The organism is Nitrosovibrio sp. Nv17 (assembly GCF_900119085.1).
In the GTDB taxonomy this organism is placed as follows: Bacteria; Pseudomonadota; Gammaproteobacteria; order Burkholderiales; family Nitrosomonadaceae; genus Nitrosospira.
Window position 1 is genome coordinate 57,978 of record NZ_FPIQ01000011.1, and the last position, 21,065, is coordinate 79,042.

Sequence of the window (21,065 nt, forward strand, 5' to 3'; positions counted from 1 at the left end):
GAATACGGGTATGCAATTCTCGCAATGACGGGAACGCATTGCAAGGAGGCATTCCGGCCGGCGCCACATCGCCGTTCCCGCGATCAAGCATCGCCGCGATCCCTCGCGATCTCTCCACGCAGCGAATGGGACAACGCCGCGGTGATGCGTACCCGGACGAAATTTCCGACATCTGCGGGATTGCCGGGAAAATTGACCATGCGGTTGTTGTCGGTGCGACCGCAAAACTCATCCTTGTTCTTCCTTGAAGAGCCTTCCACCAGCACCCGCTGCAGCGATCCGACCATGCCCTGACTGATGGCCTGCGCCTGCCGCGCGATTCCTTCCTGCAACCGTCGCAGACGTTCCAGCTTGACGTCGTGGGGGGTGTCGTCGGGCAGGTCCGCGGCGGGCGTGCCGGGCCGCGGACTGTAGATGAAACTGAAGGAATCATCGAAGCCGATGCTTTCGACCAGTCTCATGGTCGCCTCGAAGTCGGCCTCGGTCTCGCCGGGAAAACCCACGATGAAGTCGGAAGTGAGACAGATGTCAGGACGTGCGGCACGCAGCCTCCGGACCATGGACTTATACTCCAGCGCAGTATAGCCGCGTTTCATCGCCAGCAGCACCCGATCCGATCCCGACTGCACCGGCAGATGCAGGTGGCTCACCAGCTTGGGCAGCAACCGGTAGGCTTCGATCAGCCGCTGGGTGACTTCCCGCGGATGAGATGTGGTGTAGCGTATACGCTCGATCCCGGGAATATCGCTGATGCATTCCAACAGCAGCGCCAGGTCCGCGATCCCGCGCTGCCCCGCATGTTCCATGGTCCCGCGGTATGCGTTCACGTTCTGCCCCAGCAGCGTCACTTCCCTGATGCCACGGTCCGCCAACCTCACCACCTCCACCAACACGTCCTCCAGCGGCCGCGACATTTCCTCCCCCCGTGTATACGGCACCACACAGAAGCTGCAGTACTTGCTGCAGCCCTCCATGATCGAAAGAAACGCAGTGGCGCCTTCCGAACGTGGCAGCGGCAGGTGATCGAATTTCTCTATTTCGGGAAACGAGATGTCCACCTGCGGCAGGCCGGTGGCATGGCGCGCCGAAATCAGCTGCGGCAGGCGATGCAGGGTTTGCGGGCCGAAGACCAGATCCACGTACGGTGCCCGCCTCACGATCTCGGCGCCCTCCTGGCTGGCCACGCATCCGGCCACACCGATGAGCAATGCAGGATTGGTCCGCTTCAGGTGCCGCACCCGTCCCAGATCGTGGAATACCTTCTCCTGGGCCTTTTCTCGAACCGAACAGGTGTTGAACAATATGATATCCGCATCACCTGGCTCGTCGGTCTTCTCGGTGCCGTGCGCAGCGTGCAGCACATCCGCCATCTTGTCCGAGTCGTACTCGTTCATCTGGCAGCCAAAGGTCTTGATGTAGAGCTTTTTCACCATGTGCGCATTCGCCATTCCCGCCACGCCCCCGAATCCGCCGGGGAACGGCTCCCCCGCGAGTGCGTCGGAACCATCGCCATGCAACCGAATGCGGGCATCATGAATCAACCACTGTTTCTCAGGCCGGCAGCCACGCCGTTGATGGTCAGCTGGATGGCGCGCTTGACCGCATCGTCGGTGTCCCCCGAGCGATATCTGCGCAGCAGTTCCACCTGCAGGTGGTTGAGGGGATCGATGTAGGGCGTGCGGTTGCGAATGCTGCGCGCCAGGGTCGGGTTGTCCTGCAGCAGCTCCGTATGTCCCGTCACCGCGAACAGCCACTTCACGCTGCGATTCCATTCCGACTGGATACGCCCGAAAATCGACTCGCGCAGCGCCGCGTCACCCACCAGTTCGGCATAGCGCGAAGCGATGCCCATGTCCGTCTTCGCCAGGACCATGTCCATGTTGGAAAGCAGTGTCTGCATGAACGGCCAGGCCCGGTGCATCTCCTGCAGGAATTCCAGTCCTTTGTCGGCTCCGCCTTCCCGCCGCAGGTACGCCTCGATCGCCGTACCGAACCCGTACCAGCCTGGAATCGCGGCACGATTGACGCTCCAGCTGAATACCCAGGGAATGGCTCGCAGATCCTCTATCCTGTCGGACTGCACGCGCGACGGCGGGCGGCTGCCGATATTGAGGCCGGCGATCTCGCGGATGGGGGTGGATTCCTGAAAGTAGCGCTTGAATCCCGGGGTCTCATAGACCAGATCGCGGTACGCGGTGTAGGCGTCGAGCGCCAGCGCCTCCATCACCGGATAGTATTCGGCGGCGCGCGCGCCCAAGGCATCGTGGCTCAGCAGCGTGGCTTCCATCGTGGCGGCGACCAGGGTTTCGAGATTGCGCCGGCCGATCTCGGGATCGGCATACTTGCTGCCGATGACCTCGCCCTGTTCGGTAATGCGGATCTGGCCATTGACGCTCCCCGGCGGTTGCGCCAGTATCGCCTGGTAGCTCGGCCCGCCGCCGCGCCCGACGGTGCCGCCGCGCCCATGGAACAAGCGCAGTTCCACCTCATGCTTGGCGAACACCTTGGTCAACTCGGTTTCAGCCTTGTAGAGCTCCCAGTTGGCGGCCAGGAAACCGCCATCCTTGTTGCTGTCGGAATAGCCCAGCATCACCTCCTGCACGTTGCCACGCGAATCCAGGAGCCGGCGATAGCCAGGCAGGGAGAACAACGCATCCATGATGCCGCCGCAGTGACGCAGATCCGAAATGGTCTCGAACAGCGGGATGATGTTGACGTGCAGGCGGGGCGTGTGCCCGGCCTGCAGCAACCCCACTTCCTTCAGGAGCAGGGCCGCTTCAAGCATGTCGGAAACGCCGTCGGTCTTCGAAATGATGTAGTTCGGCAGCGCAGCGCGCCCGAAGCGCCGCTGCACTTCGGCTGCCATCTGCAGGATGTGCAGTTCGCCCTGCACCAGGGTCGAATACTCCAGATACGGCGAGCGCAGCAACCGGGGACTCTCGATCTCATCCTGCAACCATCGAATACGCTCCTGCTCGGCCAGGCTGGAATACCCTGCCCGCCGGGCTCCGGACTCGAACAGTTCAGCCACGACCCGCTCGTGAACATTGCTGTGCTGGCGCATGTCGAGCGGAGCCAGATGGAACCCGAATACTTCGGCTGCACGCCTGAGGTGGCGCAGTTCCCCACGTGCCAGCAGATCCGATTTGTGCCGCTTCAGGGAATTGATGACGATGTCCAGATCCCGGATGAAATCTCCACTGTCTGCGTAAGGCTCGGCCGGGCCGACCGAGCGTCTTTGACGAACCGCATGACCAAGTTCCTGACTGGTCGCGGCGAGACGCGCGTAGACGCCGATCAGCGCGCGCCGGTACGGTTCATCGAGCCGGCTGGACGCACGATCCGGGGAAATCCTGGACAACTCCGCCAGTTCTTCGCCGACATCGACAAGGTGCTGCGTCAGGCTGAGGCGGCGGCCGATGCGGTGCACCTCACCCATATAATGATCCAGCGCCAGCGCCGATTGGCGTTCGGCCGCATGCAGCATGACTTCGTGAGTGACATAGGGATTGCCGTCGCGATCCCCTCCGATCCAGCTGCCGACGCGCAGGAACGGCGGAATATGGGGTACGCCGGGGCCCATCCGGCGTTCCAGGAGATCCTCGATTTCCGCATACAGGCGCGACACCTCGGTAAAGAAGGTATAGCGATAATAGGCCAGGCCATTCTTGATCTCGTCGTACACCGACAAACGCTCCGGCCGCAACATGCGGGTCTGCCATAGTATCTGGATGGCGCAGCGCAATTCTTCCTCGTTGTGGCGCAACTCTTCCGGCGTCAGCAGTACGCGGTCCCGCTGATCCAGCAGGTGCGCGATGGACAGCTGGCAATCCAATATGCTCCTGCGTTGCACTTCCGTGGGGTGAGCGGTCAGGACCGGGGAAACGACCGCCTTGGCGAAGAAGCCGGCGAGTGCGGCGGCACCGTCTTCGCCATCCAGCACCCGATCCAGCGCCTGCGCCAGGCTGCCCGCCTGAGGGGAGGATCTCGCGCGAAGATGGGTACGGCGCCGGCGGTTGTGATGCATGTCCTCGGCAATGTTGGAAAGCTGGGAAAAATGGCTGAACGCACGCACGACTGCCACCGTGGCCTTGCTGCTGAGCTGATTGAGTATCTCGTCCAGCTTCTGCCGCGCACTGGGATCCTGGTCACGCCGGAAACGCACCGCCGTCTGACGGATATTCTCGACCAGATCGAATGTGGCCTCGCCCTCCTGCTCACGCAGGGTATCGCCGAGGATTCGTCCCAGCAGACGAATATCTTCCCTCAGAGGATTATCCTTTCCCGAATCGTCCGGATCGTGCGCGTGATTGCCATCAATGTCGTACCGGGCAGGAAGGGACTCCATGCTTCAGTAGCGTCCGGACACGGAACCCGCTCCGGACGTCGGGGTCCGGGTTTGCGGGCGGCGTGCTAGAATGGAGATTGGAGATGATTTCGTAACTGATTGTACCAACTGATAATGCCCCATACATCTGGCCTCGATAAAATCGTGATCGCCACACGGGAAAGCGCGCTGGCGTTATGGCAGGCACACTTCATCCGTGGACGGCTGTCCGAATTATACCCACAAACCGAGTTCAGCATATCCGGCATGACTACGCAGGGCGACCGGATACTCGACAAATCCCTCTCCAAGATCGGCGGCAAGGGACTGTTCATCAAGGAACTGGAACAGGCCCTGGAATCCGGTCACGCAGACATCGCGGTACACTCCATGAAGGACGTGCCCATGGAGATGCCGCAGGGGTTCGTGCTGGCTGCCATCGTGGAACGTGAGGATCCGCGGGATGCCTTGGTATCCAACCGGTACCGCGATCTTCAGGAGCTGCCTGAGGGAGCGGTGGTGGGAACGTCCAGCCTGAGGCGCGAGAGCCAACTGCGCGCGCGCTTCCCGCATCTGCGGGTGGAACCCCTGCGCGGCAACGTGCTGACGCGCCTGCGCAAGCTGGACGAGGGACAGTTCGCGGCGATCATTCTGGCCGCGGCGGGACTCAAGCGTCTGGGATTGGGCGAGCGCATCACTGCAGTGCTGAGCCCTGAGTCGAGCCTGCCGGCGGTGGGGCAGGGCGCGCTGGGAATCGAATGCCGGGCCGATCGGCCGGACCTGCTCGAACTCATGCAGCCGCTGCACCACCCCGACACGGCTCGGTGCGTGGAAGCAGAGCGGGCCATGGGCCGGGCGCTGGGCGGCAACTGCCAGGTGCCGCTGGGAGGATACGCTGAAATCCGCGAGGGTATATTGCGGCTGCGCGGATTCGTCGCCAGCCCGGACGGCATCCACATGGTCAGAGATGAAGTGAAAGGTGAGCCCGGGGCGGGTGCGGACATTGGTGCGCGGCTGGCGGACGCCCTCAAGGAACGTGGCGCAGCGGAGATTCTGGCGGCGCTGGATCCAGCCGCGACGGCACCCGCAAGCCCTTCGTGAACGGAGCTCTGGCCGGGATCGGCATCCTGGTCACGCGTCCCGTGCGCCAGGCAGAGGATCTTGCTGCCGCCATACGTTCCGTAGGCGGCAAGCCCTTCCTGCTTCCCGTGCTGGAGATACTCGCCGTGGAGGATACACCCCTGCTGTCGAGCCTGATCGGCCGTGTGGAGGAATTCGACATCGCCATATTCGTCAGCCCCAATGCCGTCGCCGGGGCACGGCGCCTGATGGGAAAGAAATGGCCTCCCTCGCGCCCCGGGTTCGTGGCGGTCGGACAAGGCACCGCCCGGGCGCTGCGGGAAGCGGGTATCCATGATCCGGTCGTTCCCGCTGCAGGCTTCGACAGCGAAGCATTGCTCGATCTGCCGCTGCTGCAGGCAGTCCGAGGCAGACGCGTGATCGTTTTCCGGGGAAACGGCGGACGTGAACTACTGGGAACAGCCTTGCGCGCACGCGGCGCCCTGCTGGAATACGCCGAATGCTATCGCCGCGCCCGGCCCGCCTCCGACGCGAACTCGCCGCTGCACGGGTCGGCGCGAGAAGAGATCGGGGCCATCGTCGTCACCAGCAGCGAGGGATTGCGCAACCTGTGCGACATGGCCGGCAGCGACAAGGCATGGCTCATGCGGATACCTCTGTTCGTGCCCCACGCGCGCATCGTCCACACCGCCCGGCAGCTCGGGTTCGAGCGCATCGTGCCGACCTCGATGGGCGACGCCGGGCTGCTGCAGGGTCTGCTGGATCATTTCAAGCCGAAAGCGGGCTAACGGCAGGGCATGACGCCATGAACGAGGAAATTCGGTCCACCGACTCACCCGATCCCGCCCGGGTCTCCCCGGGCGCAGCGCCCGTGAAATCCCCCTCCGATCCGCCGCAGGAACCTGGCCGGAAAGACCCGGCCAGCGAACCTCGGCAGATGGCTGCCCTCGTGGTCCTTGCCCTGGTGTTTTTCACGGCCATGGCGTGGCAGTGGTACGATACCCGCAGCCACGTCGCGGATCTGCGGCTCGAACTGGGCAGGCGCCTCGCCCAGGCGGATGCATCAGGCAAGATGTCGCACGAGCTTGCCTCCGAAGCCGCAGCGGGAGGGCATCGCCTGGCAGGGCGGCTCGACCAGCTCGAGGCTCGGGTGGCCGAATCCCAGAGCCAGCAATTGGCCCTGGAAGCGCTTTACCAGGAATTGACGCGCAACCGCGACGAAGTCGCGCTGGAGGAAATCGAGCAACTGCTGCTGATCGCCGACCGCCAGCTGCAGCTGGCCGGCAACGTCAAGGCGGCGCTGATCGCGATGCAGGAAGCCGATACCCGCCTGCAACGCCTCGACCGTCCCCAACTGTCGTCCCTGCGCGGAGTGCTGGCACAGGACATGGACGCGCTGAAAGCGGTGCCCCACACGGATAGCACCGAGATCAGCCTGCACCTCGCCCGGCTCGCCGCTGCCGCCATGGAGCTGCCGCTGGCGATGGACTCGCGTCCGCCGGCCCCCGCTGCACCTTCAACCGAAGCCCACGCGGCGGAAAGCACCTGGCTTGGATTCCTGCATGAAATATGGAAGAACATCAGGCAGCTGGTTCACATCCAGCGCACCGATCAACCGGATGCCATCCTGCTGTCGCCATCCGAGGCGTATTTCCTGCGCGAGAACCTGAAACTGCGGCTGCTGTCCGCGCGACTTGCCATGCTTGCCCGCGACATGGCGAGCTTCAGGATCGACATCGACGACGCCATCGACATGATCAGGCGCTACTACGACAGCGAGGCTCAGGGGGTCATCGTTATGCTGGATGCATTGAACCGGTTGCGGGACAATTCGTCCGACGTCGAGTTGCCCCGCATTTCCGCAAGCCTGGACGCGATACGCAGCCATCGTCTGGCGCAAGAACGGAAAAACCGGTGAACCAGCGGCAATTCATGGGTTCCTTGATGCAAGGCCTGCTGCAGCGGCTGCCGGATCCGGCATGAAGTGGGTCCTCTGGCTGCTGGCCCTGCTCGGCACGACCGCTGCAGCCGCCTTCCTTTTACAGTACGGAGAGGGACACGTACGAGTGACGGCGCCGCCCTACCGTATCGAACTGTCGCTCAGCCTGGCCATAGTTCTGCTGCTGGGGCTGGTCCTCATCCTCTACTTTGTCGTGTGGCTGACACTGGTGGCGCTGCGACTGCCCTCCGAGATCGGGGAATTCCGCAGGCGGCGGCGACGTGAAAAAGCCAATGATGCCCTGCTGGAAAGCCTCCGCACCTTCTTCGAAGGCCGCTACGACAAGGCGGAACAGTCTGCCACCACGGCACTGGCGCTGCAGGAACCGGCCATCGCCCAGGCGATCAGCACCGTGGTCGCTGCGCGTTGCGCGCATGCGCTCGGGAAGTTCTCCGGGCGAGATGAATTCCTTGCCGCCATGGAAACCGCCGCGCCGGAAGAAGTATTCCTGCGCCGATGGTAGTCAATCGACACTTCTTTCATGTGAACATATGGAAACCGCCGCGCCGGAAGAAGTATTCCTGCGCCTCGTGACCCAGGCCGAACTGCTGCTGGATCAGGATCGGCCGGAAGCGGCACTGGAGGCAGCACGGACCTTGCGCCTTCGGGGCAATCCAGCGGATCCCGCCCTGCTGCGCCTGGAGTTGAAGGCCCAGCAGCGCCTGGAAAACTGGGATGCCGTACTTGATTTGCTGTCGCTGCTGCAACGGCACGATGTCCTCGACGAGACGTCGATACGCAGGCAACGTTGCCATGCCCACGCCCAGAATCTGAAAAACAGGCCGAGCATTCAGGCATTCCGGGAATACTGGCAAGCCCTGTCGCCGGCCGACAGGGCTGACGGCACCGTGGCCACCGCGGCGGTCCGCACATGCGTGGCGCTGAGCGACTGTACCACCGCCCGCCGGATCATCGAGCAAAGTCTGGACAAGAACTGGAATTCCGAACTGGCCGGACTGTATGGAACATGCCCGGACACCGATGTCCTCGGCCAGATCGAGCGTGCCGAGGCATGGCTTCCCTCCCATCCCGGTGATGCCGGCCTGTTGCTGGCGCTCGGCAGGCTATGCACCCATTGCGAATTGTGGGGCAAGGCACGCAGCTACCTGGAGGCGAGCCTGTCCGTGGAGCCCGGCCATTCCGCCCATCTTGCTCTGGCCAGCCTCGACGAAAGGAGCGGTCATCCGGAACTGGCACAGCATCATTATCGACAGGCCCTCGAATGGGCATTGCGGCGGCGGGCGCCGGATGCCGGCCCGCCGACCCCGGACGAGGCAGGGAAGGCACGCTCAGGATAGCGATGAATCCGATGGAACCGTGGAGGGAATGAATGCGTCTGAAAAAAACTCGTCTTCCGGCAGACTACGCAACCGGGTAAAGTCGCGATGCGCCGCCGCGACCATCGCCGGTGTGCCGCAGGCATACACCTGGTAGCCTGCCAGGCTGTCGAAGTCCTCCAGCACGGCCTGGTGCACCAGGCCGGTTCTCCCGGTCCAGCCATCCGCAGGAGACACATCCGACAATACCGGAATGAAGGTGAAGTTGTCATGGGCCTGCTGCCAGCTTCCGGCCAGGTTCGCCATGTAGAGGTCCGCCGGAGTGCGATTGCCCCAGTACAGCACCATCTGCCGTTCGCCGCTCTGCAGATGGCGAACGTGGAAGGCGTGCTCCAGAATGCTTTTGACCGGAGCGAAGCCGGTACCGCTGGCGACGAATATGATGGGTTTGTCCGACTCCTCGCGCAGGAAGAAGGTGCCGAGCGGCCCTTCGAAACGCAGGATATCCCGTTCCTTCATGCGCCCGAATACATGCTCGGCGAATGTGCCGCCAGGGTAGTTGCGCACGTGCAGTTGCAGCAGCTCGTCATCGTGGGGGGCATTGGCCAGCGAGAAGCTGCGGCGCCTGCCATCCTTCATGAGGATGTCGATATACTGCCCCGCCAGGAACTGCAGGCGCTCGCTGGCAGGAAGCCTGAGGAAGATCACCATCACATCCGGGGCGACGCGTTCCATCCGGTGCACGCGGCAGGGCAGGGTCCTGATCCTGATATCCTTGATCGCACCGATCTCGCGGCACTCGATGACCACGTCCGACAAAGGTGTCGCACGGCAGAACAAGGCCATGCCCGCCTGCTTTTCGTCTTCCGTCAGCGTATCCTCGTTATGGCTGCCGAAATCGACCGTTCCCTGTATGATCCTGCCCTTGCACGTGCCGCAGGCGCCGTTGCGACACCCGTACGGCAGGGAGTACCCCTCGCGCAGCGCCGCCTCCAGAATCGTTTCTCCCGGTTGGGCAGATACCACGTGCCCGCTCGGCTGGATGGTTATCTGATGCGGCATCGGCTACGAAAGCGTCGGCAAGAAGTATGGAAACACATGAAATGAAGCACACCCTCCTGATCGTGGGCTACGGCGATGTCGCCTTGCGCGCAACACCCTTGTTGCGGGCACGCTACCGTCTGCTGGGCCTCTCCCGCAGGACGGAACAGCGTGCCGTGCTGCGCCTTCAGGGCGTAACCCCGGTCGCCGGAGATCTCGACATCCCGGAAACCCTCCAACGGCTCGCGGGAATGGCGCACGCCGTGCTGCATCTGGCTCCTCCGCCCGATCACGGCGCACGCGACCTCCGCACGGCGAATCTTCTGGCGGCATTGGCGAGGCGGCCCCGGAAAAAAGCGGCCATGTTACCACAACAGCTAATCTACATCAGCACCAGCGGGGTATACGGCGACTGCAAAGGACAGCGGATAGACGAGACTTGTCCGGTCAATCCCCAGACGGGGCGCGCACTGCGCCGCCTTGATGCGGAGCGGCAGATACGCCGCTGGGGGCGACGCAACCAGGTCAGCGTATCGATCCTGCGGGTGCCCGGCATCTACGCATCGGATCGCCTGCCGCTGGCCCGCCTGCGCGCCTCCACCCCCGCGCTGCTGCCCGAGGAGGACGGCTACACCAACCATATCCATGCGGACGACCTCGCCCGCATCATCGCGGCCGCCCTCCGTCGTGCCCGGCCCGGAAGACTCTACCATGCATGCGACGACTCGCAACTGAAGATGGGTGATTACTTCGATCTGGTGGCAGATCGCTTCGATCTCCCGAGACCCCCGCGCATCGCCCGTGCCCAGGCGGGAAATCATATCTCGCCAGGCATGCTGTCGTTCATGCAGGAATCGCGCCGGCTGACGAATATCCGCATGAAGCGGGAACTGCGCGTCAGGCTGCGTCATCCCACAGTCGCCGCATATCTCGCCGGCGACACGCTCGACGTCCGCTGAAAGCGGGTAGAATCCGTGTCTCGGTAAGCCGGGCCGCGGGGACATGCTCGCGCAGGAGGCCATACAGCCAACTACCATGGAATCCATACTGGTCATCACCACTCTTCCCGACAGGGAAAAGGCCCTGGCGCTTGCCCGCAAACTGGTGGAGGCGCGCCTGACGGCCTGCGTGAACGTGATGGCGGAGTGCACCTCCGTATATCATTGGCAGGAAAAATGCGAAACCGCTGGGGAAGTGCCGTTGTTCATCAAGACCACGGCACGGCATTACAGCCGTCTGGAACGGCTGATCGTGTCGGCACATCCCTACGAACTACCTGAAATCATTGCTGTCCCAATAAAAGGCGGCCTGCCCGCCTATTTGAAATGGATAGCGGATGAAACCCCGCTGTCGGACGAGGAATGAATCCTTCCATACTGCTTCTACACCTGCTTCGCTGCCTGCTGATATGGGCCTGCCTGCTCGGGCCGCATGCCCAGGCCGGAGAAGCTTCGCTCGGCCTTTTCGAAGGACTGAAGCAGCTTGGCACGCGCCTGGAGCCGGAAGAGCCGGAACTGCTGCCGCCGGACCAGGCTTTCAAGCTGACGATCAAGGTGCGTGACGAAAAAACGCTGGTGGCTCAATTCGAGCCGGCGAAGGACTACTATCTATACCGCGACAAGGTCGCCTTCAAGCCCCAGGATGCCGGTACTTCCATCGAAAACATCGCACTGCCCACAGGCACGATGAAAAGCGACCTGACGTTCGGTCAGGTGGAGGTCTATCATCGGCCGTTCGACGCCGTGATCTCGTTGCACCGCAAGGATGCGTCGACCGACAGGTTGACCCTCGTCGCGACCTACCAGGGCTGCAATGAGCCGGTAGGCGTCTGCTATGCGCCGATCAGCAAGGTCATCGAACTGACGCTGCCAGCCGCGAGGGCGGCGGTCGGTGCCATGGCCGATACGGTGAGCGGCAGTGCCGTGGCGGCCATTCCGCCGTCGAATCCCAAGCCTGGCTCCGCAGTGGAAGACCTGTTCGGATCTTCGGTTCAGAGTCCGGCGATCGAAACCGAATCCCTCAGGATCGAACGCATGTTCGAAAGCGGCAGCTTCTGGCTGATCCTGACCGGCTTTTTCGGCATTGGCCTGCTGCTGTCGTTCACGCCCTGCGTCTTCCCGATGTTTCCGATCCTGTCAGGCATCATCGCCCGGCGTGGCGAGCACATCACCAAGACCCGCGGCTTCATCCTGTCGCTGGCTTACGTCATGGGCATGGCGATCACCTACGCCGCAGCGGGCGTTGCGGCCGGACTCTCCGGCGCGATGCTGTCCGCCGCGCTGCAGAATGCCTGGGTGCTGGGTGGGTTCGCGCTGGTCTTCGTCACGCTGGCCTTCTCCATGTTCGGCTTCTACGAGCTGCAACTGCCCACTTCGATCCAGAGCAGGCTCTCCGAAGAGGCGGGACATATCAGGGGTGGGCAATTGACGGGGGTCTTCGGCATGGGGGCGCTCTCCGCGCTCATCGTCGGCCCCTGCGTGGCCGCTCCGCTGGCCGGCGCATTGCTCTACATCAGCCAGACCCGTGATGTGGTGCTGGGCGGTTCGGCACTCTTCGTCATGGCGTTGGGGATGGGCGTGCCGCTACTGCTGCTGGGCGCTTCCGCCGGTGCGTTGCTGCCCAGGGTAGGTCCGTGGATGGAGTCGGTCAAGCAATTCTTCGGCGTTCTGCTCCTGGGCGTTGCCATATGGCTGATATCGCCCGTGATTCCGGCAGTGGCGCACATGCTGCTGTGGGCAGCCCTGCTGATCGTCTCCGCCGTCTACCTGCACGCCATTGATCCGCTGCGACCCGAGGCTTCGGGATTCCGCAGATTCATGAAGGGACTGGGCATCATTTCGCTGCTGATCGGCGTTGCCCTGCTGATCGGGGCGTTGTCGGGCAGCCGCGACATCCTTCAGCCGCTGTCGGGCCTGAACATTTCCAATGCGGGAGGCGGTGCGGCGCAACCGGGTGTGGCTCAGTCCGGACACCTCGCATTCCAGCGCGTGAAATCGGTGTCGGAACTCGATCAGCGCATCCTCGAATCGCGCGACAAGTATGTCATGGTCGATTTTTATGCCGACTGGTGCATCTCGTGCAAGGAAATGGAACGATTCACGTTCACCGATGAGCGGGTGAAAGCGCGCCTGAAGGAGGTCGTGCTGCTGCAGGCGGATGTCACTGCCGGCACTCCCCAGGACACGGAGCTGCTCAAGCGTTTCAAGCTGTTCGGCCCACCCGGCATCCTGTTCCTCGATCGCCAGGGACGCGAAATCTCGCGCGTACGGCTCATCGGATATCAGAACGCAGACAGCTTTCTCTCGGTGCTCGACGCGATATTGATCTGATAACGGCCTCGCTGGCGGGTCTGCCCGCCGGTGGTCGAAAAATCCTATTTCATCCTACTGGCCTTCATCCCATCCGATTCATGACCAAACTCCAACAAGTGCTGACGTATCTCGGTATCGCCGCTGTGGCGGTGACCGCCGGCCTGCTGCTGCGTGCGCAGCTCGCCACCAATGCCCCCTCCCCGGAGACGGTGGAAGGCGCCGCAAGGAACACGGGGGCCGACGCGATATTCGCGGCCAGCCTGCCCGACCTGCAAGGTGTGGCCCAGCCCATCTCGCAGTGGCGCGGCAAAGTCGTGGTGGTGAACTTCTGGGCAACGTGGTGCGAGCCCTGCCGCGAGGAAATTCCCGAGTTCATCAAACTGCAGCGGCAATTCGGCGACCAGGGGCTGGTGTTCGTCGGCATAGCCGTGGACGATCGCGAAAGAGTGGCTGCCTTCAGCCGGGAAATCGGCATCAACTATCCGGTGCTGGTCGGCGACCTGCAGGCGATGAAACTGGCGGGCACCGCCGGCAATCGCCAGGGCGCGCTTCCTTTCACGGCCATCATCGACCGCAACGGCAGCCTTATCGGAACCAAGCTTGGACGGCTCAGCCACAGCAAGCTCGAAGCCATGATCCGGCCGCTGCTGTAGGGGCAGGAGGCGCAGGGGCGCCGCACAGGCTGACGATCCGGCAATGCACTCTGTTCGCACAACCACTTGACAAGGCTGGCTGGATGAACGAGCACCCGGACTGACACGATGCTGGCCGACATTGTACTGGTCGTGCATTTTGCATTCGCCGCATTCGTGGTGGGGAGCCTCCCGTTGATCTGGACAGGCGCATGGATGAAATGGGGATTCGTCCACAATCGTTCGTTCCGGTTGGCTCATTTGGGAGCGATCTTTGTTGTCGCCGCCGAATCGCTCGCGGGCGTGGTATGCCCCCTCACCCTGCTGGAGGACGCGCTGCGCCAGACGGAAAGAAACGCCGGCAGCTTCATCCGGCGGTGGCTGCATCGCATTCTGTTCCATGACGTGCCGGAAGGGATGCTGACCATGCTATACGTGATCTTCGCAGGCTTGGTCATGGCAACTTTCCTGCTGTTTCCACCCTGTGTCCGCCCCTCCCGCCCGCCGCCTCCCGCATCCTGATTGCCGCGAGATCATTGACCCCATGCCCATGCTGGGCGTAAAGTCCCGATGGGCTAGGCAAAATCGGTACGTATCTCACTCCCTGGCGGTATCCGACATCATCCGCGGGAACTTCCACGAACATGGCTTCTGCATCCTCTTTCCAGAATTTCATCCGCAGCAGGCGCCTGAAAATCGTCTTGGGCAGTCTGATCGCGCTCGTCGCCCTCTTTGGGCTGCTTGGCTATTTCTGGCTTCCAGGCTATCTCAAGACGCAACTCGAGACGCTGCTGTCGGATGCCGTGCGCCGTCCGGTGACGGTGCAGTCCATCGAGATCCAGCCCTATACGCTGGAACTGACGGTGCGCGGATTCCGCATAGCCGAGAAAGCCTCGGATGAGGACGCCGACAAGTTCTTGCTGTCCATCGACGAATTGTATACCGACCTCAGCAGCGCCTCTCTCACCCACCGCGCACCGGTCATCAGCGCCCTGTCGGTGAAAGGACCGGCGATACGCATCGTGCGTGAAGGCGAGCAACGCTTCAACATCACGGATCTGCTGGAAGATTTCATGAATCGCCCTGATGACGGCGGAAAATCCCTGTTCTCCGTGAGCAATATCACTATCGAAGGCGGACATTTCGAATTCGTGGACCGGGTCAAGAACAGCCGCCAGGAAATCTCGGATATCCGTATCGGCGTCCCGTTCGTCGCCAACTTCGAGAACTACGAAACGACCTGGGTGGAACCGCACTTCAGCGCCAGGATCAACGGCTCGCCGCTGGCCCTCAATGGCAAAGTGCGTCCTTTCACGACGAAACGCGAAGCGTCCCTGGAATTGAAGCTCTCGGGAATCGACCTGACCCGGATCGACGAATATTCACCCATCCCGGTGGACATCCATCTGCTTTCCGGCTATTTCGACAGCGACCTGGCGCTCATCTTTTCCCAGGCGGAGGGCGAATCCCCCAGCATGGTGCTGACGGGCACCGCTACGCTGCGGGGCATAGGGATCGAAAACCAGGCGGTGCAGACGCCATATGTCGGGAAGCTCGATCGCCTCGACGTCAACCTGGTGGAACTCAACCTGAACGGCCAGACACCCTCGCGCGCCGGACTCAGCCTGACGGACGCGTCGATGACGCGCAAGAACGATGACGATGCGGAACCGGTACTCTCCCTGCAACGTCTGGGCATAGAGAATACCACGGTCGACCCAGCGGAACAGGGGGTAGTGATCGGCATGATCACGCTGGACGGGTTCAGGGCATCGATGCGGCGTGAAGCCGATGGCAGCATTGACCTCGTCCGGCTTTTTTCGCCGTTGCCCGGCAGCACCGCGACACCGGAACAGCCCCTCCCCGTACCCGAGAAGGCGGTGGCGGAAAAGCCGTGGACGATACGTGTGGAAACGGCCAAGCTGGTCGCCGCGGCACTGCGTTACGAAGACAGCACCTTGACCAGAGTCGCGCCGCTGGTAGTCGAGCCCCTGGACTTGACCGTGAGCAATATCGATGCGACCGGCGCCACACCCCTGGAACTGGCGCTGAAGGCCTCGGTCAACCAGAAAGGCAGCCTGGAAACCAGCGGTTCCCTGGCCTGGGCGCCGCTTGCGACGGACCTCGCGATCGACGCCCGGGACATCGATCTGGTCGCCCTGCAGGGCTGGGCCGGAAAACAGCTGAATGCGCTGCTCACGCGCGGCTCAGCTTCCTTCAAGGGTCAGGTCAAGGCAAACGGAACACCGCTGCAGGTGGCGGTGGATGGCACGGGCCGCTTCGCCAATTTTAATGTGCTCGACAAGACGACCGCGACGGATCTGGTGCGTTGGCGCAGTCTCGACATCGACGGCCTCAAGTTCATCAACGCACCGTTGCGGGTGGACGTGAGTTCGGTCTCGATCGCCGATTTTTTCGCCTACGCCATCCTGTCGCCAGAGGGCAAGCTGAGCCTCCAGAATATCGTTGCCACCGATGACGAGCCGGGGCGGGGGGAGAAACCGGTACCTCCCGCCGCGCCACCGGACCCTGCCAAGCCGCTGCCGGTCCGTATCGGCCGCATCGTGATGCAGGGAGGCAACGTCATCTTTCACGACCAGTTCATCAGGCCGAATTACCGGGCGAATCTGACAGGGCTTGCCGGTCGCGTGGGACCGCTGGATCCGAAGAAACGGGGAGAGATCGATATCCGCGGAACCGTGGACAGGACCGCGCCGCTTAAAATCGCAGGCAAGATCGACCCACTGGGCAGTGAGCTCTACCTGGACATCGCGGCGACGGCAAAAGGCATCGACATGCCAACCTTCAGTCCCTATTCCGGGAAGTACGTCGGTTATGCCATCGAGAAGGGCAAGCTATCGGTCGATATTCACTACCATATCGAAAAAGGGGAGCTCAAGGCCGAAAACAATGTCTTTCTGGATCAACTGACCCTGGGAGAAAAGGTGGAAAGCCCGGACGCGCTGTCGGTGCCGATCAATCTGGCGCTGGCCCTGCTGAAGAACAGGCACGGCGAGATCGACGTGCACCTGCCGATCAGCGGCTCCATCAACGATCCCCAGTTCAGCATCGGCGGATTGATCCTGAAGGTGATCGTCAATCTGCTGACCAAGGCAGCCACGGCACCTTTCGCTCTGCTGGGTTCGCTGCTCGGTGACGACGAGGAGCTGTCCGCGATCGAGTATTCCGCAGGCCTGGCGCAAGTCACGCCGGAAGCTGAGAAACGCCTTGACGCATTGTCCAAGGCGCTGACGGACCGACCCGCACTCAAGCTGGAGATCACTGGAAGAATCGATCCGGAGCACGATCCCGAAGCGCTCAAGCGCGCAATGCTGGCGCGCAAGGTCAAGGCACAGAAGCTTTCGGAAGAGGTGAAGAAAGGCAAGGCGGGCGGCACTCTGGATGAAGTCGAAGTCAAGCCGGAGGAGTATGAGAAGTATCTGACGCTCGCCTACAAGGAAGAAAAATTCGCCAAGCCGAAAAACATGGTGGGATTGACCAAGAGCCTGCCGGTACCGGAAATGGAGCAATTGATACTGGCCAATATCGACGCCGGGGACAGCGAGATGCGCGATCTTGCCGAGCGGCGCGCCGTGGCGGCACGCGATTGGCTGGTGGAACAGGGCGGTATCTCGGGGGATCGCGTTTTCGTGCTTGCGGGCAAAACCCGTGACGACACCGAGACGGAGCAGGGCGACAGGAAGTCGGGCAGCCGCGCGGAATTCTCGCTCCGATAGCAGCCATGCCGCGCGACCATGGGGGCATGGACTGCCGGGGTACTAGAAATCGACCTGGATCTGTGTCAGGAAGGAACTCAGATCGGCATTATTGAAGGCCGCGGCACGGGGGGACGGAGACCCCGTAGTATCCACGTTCAGAACGTAGGTGATGTTGTTCTGGATCTTGACGTGCGAATAGGGATACCAGTTCAGGGCGAACCGCAGCATGTCGGCTTTCCCGCCACGGATGACTCCATTGCTCAGATTGAGGTAGTCGTAACCGAAGGCGATCTCCCATGCACCCCAGCCCGGCCCACCCCACTGGAACCGCTGCATCGGCTTGATGCGATTGGCGGCACCGTTCCGTACGTGGTAGGCCTTGGATTCGCCGGTCAGGAAGTAGCTGGCAAAACCGTAGTAGCCGACCAGATGTTCTCCGTCATACCCTTCCCCGTTGATGTTGGTGCGCAGATACTCGCCCTGGATCGAAAGCGGTCCATACACGAACCAGCCTTCCGCCCCATAGCGGTCATAGCTGTCGATACGCCGCGCACCCGGGGCACCCCGGTTTCCGATGCTCAGGTTGCCGGTATCGAGCATGGCGGTTCTGTCCACATTCGTACCCGGTGTGGCGGCAAACGCCATCCCACCCCCACCGCCGGTCTGATTCGGACCGACGTTGATGGTGCCATCGGCACGATAACGGGTATTGACGACGGTATGTCCGACGGAAACACCCACATGCAGGAAGCGGGTCTCGTCCTCCATCCAGGGCCGACCCGTGATCCGGCCGATGCCCTCCCAGCCGGTGTCGCCGGCACCGTTATTGCGACTGTTGTTGCCCGCCACGTTGACCGTCGTGGAGGCGGACGACCAGGCCCCTATCGGCTCGGTCTGGAAGGCGACCCCGATCTGGAAGCGTGGCAGGGCGTAGTTGGCACCGATTCCCACCTTGTACGTGTTGGGATTATCGACAAACGAATTCACCGACATGTGCCTCTCGATGAACGTCAGGAAACGGTTGCTGGTAGCTTCTTCCAGACTGAACGGTTCCTTGAAGGAGCCGACCTTGACCGAAAAAGGCTTATTGACGTTGAGACGCACAAACGCATCGGTGATGCCGGACTCCACAGTACCGTTGCCGCGGCTGAAATCGTACTCGAACTTGTAGTCCCATATCTTGTAGAACGTGCCCTCGACACCCAGGCGGGCACGGCGCAGGGTCACTCCGCTGTTCAGTTCGTTGGGCAGGCTGCTGCCCGCCGGGGGGAGTACATCGTTGATGAAGTTGTACTGTGAGCCCACCTGCATGCGACCGTTGATCGCGAAGGTGAAATTGCCGTCCTGACTGGCAAAGTGGGGGGCTCCGCCATCAAACTCGATGTGCGCGTCCTCGCTTTCCTTTGCCCGTTCTTTCAGCGAGACAGGATTTCCCGCAAGGCTGGACTCTCCGGACTTCACCGCGGATATCCCGCCACCGCCTGCCGACGCCGACGCCGATTCGGATGTGCCGGTTCGGCCCCCGGCGCCGTCCCGAGGCTCGTTGCGTGCCGTCACGGATGCATCCTCGCGCACGAAGGAACCGAGATGGACCCGACCGGGTCCGGGTCGGGTATACACCTGCTCGGTCTTGGTATCCACATATAAATCCAGGGCATACCCGTACGGGATCATGCCCGCGCCTGAAATGGCGAGCACAGCCACAGCCAATCTGGACGATCTCATCCGATGGTGCTCCTCGTGGTCGATGGAAGATCGAACCGAGGGTAGAGCAGGGGGGTGTCGTTTTTATTTCATTTTTGTAACAATTCGATGACATATGTAACATATGTAAAGATTTGGAATCACTGCCCCTGCGGATCACAGTCCTGCTCCGGACGCATGTCACATTCCACTTTTTCTGCCGTCATGATAGGCTATGTGGCCTGCGTCGTTCGAATCGCAAGAAGAGCTGCACCTTTCACTTTCAGAATGTTCAACCCATGAGGGAATCACGCGATGGAAATCCATGTATACGATACCTACGTCAGGGCCAAGGACGGCCACACGATGCACTTCGATGTATTTACCGCGGAAAGGGATGACCAGAAGGCGGTCGAGTACGCCAAGGAATGGCTGAATTCGATCGGGGAAGGCGATGCAACCGTCACCAGCAGGGAATGCAGATTCTGTCACAGCCAGGGCGCACCTGACCACGTCGCCGATGCGATCAATCAGAATGGGTACTTCATCTACAAGATGGAAGGTTGCAATTGAACGTACACCTGCGAAAGTATCCCGATACCGGGCAATCATGACCCGTATCCGGGACACCCTCCTGTCCTGCTTCCTCGACTGCATCAAGGGCTTCGCCATCCTCGGCCTGATGCCGCTCTCCCCGCTCTGGGCAAACGAGGTGGATCTCATCAGGACCATCGAATCCATCAAACCTTCGATTGTCGGAGTGGGAACCGTCCAGAAAACGCGCTCTCCACCGGTCAGCATCATGGGTACGGGTTTCGTCCTGGACGATGGGCTGCACGTCGTCACCAGTGCCCATGTCCTCCCCGATGTACTGGATGTTGTCAACAAGGAAGCCTATACGGTGATTGTCGGTAAAGGAGGCGAACCGCAGTTGCGGGCGGCGACCATCGTCGCCGTCGACAGGGAGCACGACCTGAGTCTGCTGAAGATCGAGGGCTCCGCCCTGCCCGCCATGCGAATCGGCGAGGCGAGCAAGGTGAAAGAAGGACAAAGCCTGGCCTTCACCGGGTTCCCGATCGGCATGATCCTGGGATTCTATCCCGTCACGCACCGTGCCATGGTTTCCTCGATCACGCCAATCGTGCTGCCCGCGCACAATTCGAGACAGCTCAATGCAAAACTGATCGGGCAGCTTCAGAAATCCGCCTACACCGTGTTTCAGTTGGATGGCACCGCCTACCCAGGCAGCAGCGGCAGCCCCCTCTACGATCCCACGACGGGAATCGTATACGGTGTCATCAATATGGTGTTTGTAAAGGGGAAAAAGGAAGCGGCGCTCAGCAATCCGAGTGGAATCACCTATGCGATTCCCGTGAACTATATCCATGAGCTTCTGCAAAGCAGGCTTTGATCCAAAAAATTTGAACCTCTGCTCCAAAGTAATTCTATAATCCCAAGGATGAGCAAACTGAGCGGGGATACCATGCAAACTGTCACAGTGGCCATAGCCGACATGGACGCCAGCAGACGCGAAAAACTGGAACGCTCACTGCAAGGCGGGCAAGGTATCGAGCTGCTGGCCAACGTCGGAGCCGACTCGTCCCGCACCACGCCCGAGGATCACGCACTCCTTCATGGCGATGATTCGATCGATGCGGTCGTCTCCAGAATCGCTCAGATCAGTCCTCGTATCCTGTTTATCAGCTTCGACAAGTCCCCCGAGTGGAATTACGGCCTGCTGGATGCCCTGCAGCGCAAATGTCCGAAGACGCTGGTGGTATTGCTGACGGATCCATCAGCCGAGGAAGAACAGATTCTGCAGGCACTGGCCAGCGGCGCGCGCGGCTACCTGAATCATGAGACGGATCCGCTGTACTTCCTGAAAGCGGTGCGCATGGTGGATCGAGGGGAAATCTGGGTAACACGCAAAATGCTCGGCAAGATCATGGACAAGGTGGTCCACTGATCTATGAGCAACATTCCTGGAGGAAGACGT

General features: G+C 61.7%; 18 protein-coding genes. 14 read left to right on the forward strand and 4 right to left on the reverse strand.

Going from position 1 to position 21,065, the window contains the following annotated elements:
- Window positions 1–83: 83 nt before the first annotated feature.
- Complete coding sequence (miaB, locus tag BT108_RS07965; RefSeq protein ID WP_072294045.1) at window positions 84–1,433, reverse strand: tRNA (N6-isopentenyl adenosine(37)-C2)-methylthiotransferase MiaB; 1,350 nt, start codon at window positions 1,431–1,433, stop codon at window positions 84–86.
- A 104-nt stretch (window positions 1,434–1,537) separates the two neighbouring features.
- On the reverse strand, window positions 1,538–4,348 hold the full coding sequence (ppc, locus tag BT108_RS07970) for a phosphoenolpyruvate carboxylase (protein ID WP_072294008.1): 2,811 nt from the start codon (window positions 4,346–4,348) through the stop codon (window positions 1,538–1,540).
- Between the two features lie 114 nt (window positions 4,349–4,462).
- On the opposite strand from ppc, the gene hemC reads away from it, so the two are divergent.
- The 5 genes from hemC to BT108_RS07995 all read left to right on the forward strand — a co-directional run bounded on the left by hemC (window position 4,463) and on the right by BT108_RS07995 (window position 8,704).
- Complete coding sequence (hemC, locus tag BT108_RS07975; protein ID WP_072294009.1) at window positions 4,463–5,428, forward strand: hydroxymethylbilane synthase; 966 nt, start codon at window positions 4,463–4,465, stop codon at window positions 5,426–5,428.
- Complete coding sequence (locus tag BT108_RS07980; RefSeq protein WP_072294010.1) at window positions 5,425–6,195, forward strand: uroporphyrinogen-III synthase; 771 nt, start codon at window positions 5,425–5,427, stop codon at window positions 6,193–6,195. The genes hemC and BT108_RS07980 overlap by 4 nt, the downstream gene beginning before the upstream one ends.
- 17 nt (window positions 6,196–6,212) lie before the next feature.
- Window positions 6,213–7,325 (forward strand): uroporphyrinogen-III C-methyltransferase, encoded by a 1,113-nt coding sequence (locus tag BT108_RS07985; RefSeq protein WP_072294011.1) that lies wholly within the window; start codon window positions 6,213–6,215, stop codon window positions 7,323–7,325.
- A gap of 61 nt (window positions 7,326–7,386) precedes the next feature.
- The gene (locus BT108_RS07990; protein WP_072294012.1) at window positions 7,387–7,869 is read left to right on the forward strand and encodes a heme biosynthesis HemY N-terminal domain-containing protein; all 483 of its coding nucleotides are present in this window, start codon (window positions 7,387–7,389) and stop codon (window positions 7,867–7,869) included.
- A gap of 28 nt (window positions 7,870–7,897) precedes the next feature.
- Window positions 7,898–8,704 (forward strand): heme biosynthesis protein HemY, encoded by an 807-nt coding sequence (locus BT108_RS07995; protein WP_072294013.1) that lies wholly within the window; start codon window positions 7,898–7,900, stop codon window positions 8,702–8,704.
- Here BT108_RS07995 and BT108_RS08000 read toward each other — a convergent pair.
- On the reverse strand, window positions 8,696–9,745 hold the full coding sequence (locus BT108_RS08000; RefSeq protein WP_072294014.1) for a CDP-6-deoxy-delta-3,4-glucoseen reductase: 1,050 nt from the start codon (window positions 9,743–9,745) through the stop codon (window positions 8,696–8,698). The two genes, BT108_RS07995 and BT108_RS08000, sit on opposite strands and share 9 nt — an antisense overlap.
- Window positions 9,746–9,786: 41 nt before the next feature.
- Between BT108_RS08000 and BT108_RS08005 the strand changes: the two genes are divergently transcribed.
- From BT108_RS08005 to BT108_RS08030, 6 genes are all read left to right on the forward strand, one after another.
- A complete protein-coding gene (locus tag BT108_RS08005; protein WP_072294015.1) occupies window positions 9,787–10,683 on the forward strand; it encodes an SDR family oxidoreductase in 897 nt (298 codons plus the stop codon).
- Window positions 10,684–10,759: 76 nt separating this feature from the next.
- The gene (gene cutA / locus BT108_RS08010; RefSeq protein ID WP_083566312.1) at window positions 10,760–11,089 is read left to right on the forward strand and encodes a divalent-cation tolerance protein CutA; all 330 of its coding nucleotides are present in this window, start codon (window positions 10,760–10,762) and stop codon (window positions 11,087–11,089) included.
- Window positions 11,086–13,053 carry a protein-disulfide reductase DsbD gene (gene dsbD, locus BT108_RS08015; protein ID WP_072294017.1) on the forward strand — a complete coding sequence of 656 codons (1,968 nt, stop codon included), beginning with the start codon at window positions 11,086–11,088 and terminating at the stop codon, window positions 13,051–13,053. Before cutA ends, dsbD begins: the two co-directional genes overlap by 4 nt.
- An 80-nt stretch (window positions 13,054–13,133) precedes the next feature.
- Window positions 13,134–13,688, forward strand: a complete 555-nt coding sequence (locus tag BT108_RS08020; RefSeq protein ID WP_072294018.1) for a TlpA family protein disulfide reductase — start codon at window positions 13,134–13,136, stop codon at window positions 13,686–13,688.
- Window positions 13,689–13,796: 108 nt separating this feature from the next.
- A complete protein-coding gene (locus BT108_RS08025) occupies window positions 13,797–14,189 on the forward strand; it encodes a DUF2784 domain-containing protein (protein WP_177257279.1) in 393 nt (130 codons plus the stop codon).
- Window positions 14,190–14,311: 122 nt separating this feature from the next.
- Window positions 14,312–17,404, forward strand: a complete 3,093-nt coding sequence (locus BT108_RS08030; protein ID WP_072294019.1) for a DUF748 domain-containing protein — start codon at window positions 14,312–14,314, stop codon at window positions 17,402–17,404.
- A gap of 42 nt (window positions 17,405–17,446) precedes the next feature.
- On the opposite strand, the gene BT108_RS08035 is transcribed toward BT108_RS08030, so the two are convergent.
- On the reverse strand, window positions 17,447–19,111 hold the full coding sequence (locus BT108_RS08035; protein ID WP_072294020.1) for an OprO/OprP family phosphate-selective porin: 1,665 nt from the start codon (window positions 19,109–19,111) through the stop codon (window positions 17,447–17,449).
- 273 nt (window positions 19,112–19,384) lie between these two features.
- Here BT108_RS08035 and BT108_RS08040 point away from each other — a divergent pair, with 273 nt between their 5' ends.
- The 3 genes from BT108_RS08040 to BT108_RS08050 are packed head-to-tail and all read left to right on the forward strand — an operon-like array spanning window position 19,385 to window position 21,035.
- The gene (locus BT108_RS08040; RefSeq protein WP_072294021.1) at window positions 19,385–19,642 is read left to right on the forward strand and encodes a DUF2024 family protein; all 258 of its coding nucleotides are present in this window, start codon (window positions 19,385–19,387) and stop codon (window positions 19,640–19,642) included.
- 37 nt (window positions 19,643–19,679) lie between these two features.
- Window positions 19,680–20,480 carry a S1 family peptidase gene (locus tag BT108_RS08045; RefSeq protein WP_072294022.1) on the forward strand — a complete coding sequence of 267 codons (801 nt, stop codon included), beginning with the start codon at window positions 19,680–19,682 and terminating at the stop codon, window positions 20,478–20,480.
- A 48-nt stretch (window positions 20,481–20,528) separates the two neighbouring features.
- Window positions 20,529–21,035: a response regulator gene (locus BT108_RS08050; RefSeq protein WP_072294023.1), complete on the forward strand. Its 507-nt coding sequence runs from the start codon at window positions 20,529–20,531 to the stop codon at window positions 21,033–21,035.
- Window positions 21,036–21,065: the final 30 nt, after the last annotated feature.

What these genes read in the sequence shown, in the direction of transcription:
- BT108_RS08000 (WP_072294014.1), bottom strand. Translation starts at nt 9,745, where the DNA reads ATGCCGCATCAGATAACCATCCAGCCGAGCGGGCACGTGGTATCTGCC.
- BT108_RS08030 (WP_072294019.1), top strand. Translation starts at nt 14,312, where the DNA reads ATGGCTTCTGCATCCTCTTTCCAGAATTTCATCCGCAGCAGGCGCCTG.
- hemC (WP_072294009.1), top strand. Translation starts at nt 4,463, where the DNA reads ATGCCCCATACATCTGGCCTCGATAAAATCGTGATCGCCACACGGGAA.
- BT108_RS08050 (WP_072294023.1), top strand. Translation starts at nt 20,529, where the DNA reads ATGAGCAAACTGAGCGGGGATACCATGCAAACTGTCACAGTGGCCATA.
- BT108_RS08035 (WP_072294020.1), bottom strand. Translation starts at nt 19,111, where the DNA reads ATGAGATCGTCCAGATTGGCTGTGGCTGTGCTCGCCATTTCAGGCGCG.
- BT108_RS07995 (WP_072294013.1), top strand. Translation starts at nt 7,898, where the DNA reads ATGGAAACCGCCGCGCCGGAAGAAGTATTCCTGCGCCTCGTGACCCAG.
- cutA (WP_083566312.1), top strand. Translation starts at nt 10,760, where the DNA reads ATGGAATCCATACTGGTCATCACCACTCTTCCCGACAGGGAAAAGGCC.
- BT108_RS07985 (WP_072294011.1), top strand. Translation starts at nt 6,213, where the DNA reads ATGAACGAGGAAATTCGGTCCACCGACTCACCCGATCCCGCCCGGGTC.
- BT108_RS08040 (WP_072294021.1), top strand. Translation starts at nt 19,385, where the DNA reads ATGGAAATCCATGTATACGATACCTACGTCAGGGCCAAGGACGGCCAC.
- BT108_RS08020 (WP_072294018.1), top strand. Translation starts at nt 13,134, where the DNA reads ATGACCAAACTCCAACAAGTGCTGACGTATCTCGGTATCGCCGCTGTG.
- dsbD (WP_072294017.1), top strand. Translation starts at nt 11,086, where the DNA reads ATGAATCCTTCCATACTGCTTCTACACCTGCTTCGCTGCCTGCTGATA.
- BT108_RS07990 (WP_072294012.1), top strand. Translation starts at nt 7,387, where the DNA reads ATGAAGTGGGTCCTCTGGCTGCTGGCCCTGCTCGGCACGACCGCTGCA.
- BT108_RS08025 (WP_177257279.1), top strand. Translation starts at nt 13,797, where the DNA reads ATGCTGGCCGACATTGTACTGGTCGTGCATTTTGCATTCGCCGCATTC.
- ppc (WP_072294008.1), bottom strand. Translation starts at nt 4,348, where the DNA reads ATGGAGTCCCTTCCTGCCCGGTACGACATTGATGGCAATCACGCGCAC.
- miaB (WP_072294045.1), bottom strand. Translation starts at nt 1,433, where the DNA reads ATGGTGAAAAAGCTCTACATCAAGACCTTTGGCTGCCAGATGAACGAG.
- BT108_RS08005 (WP_072294015.1), top strand. Translation starts at nt 9,787, where the DNA reads ATGAAGCACACCCTCCTGATCGTGGGCTACGGCGATGTCGCCTTGCGC.
- BT108_RS08045 (WP_072294022.1), top strand. Translation starts at nt 19,680, where the DNA reads ATGACCCGTATCCGGGACACCCTCCTGTCCTGCTTCCTCGACTGCATC.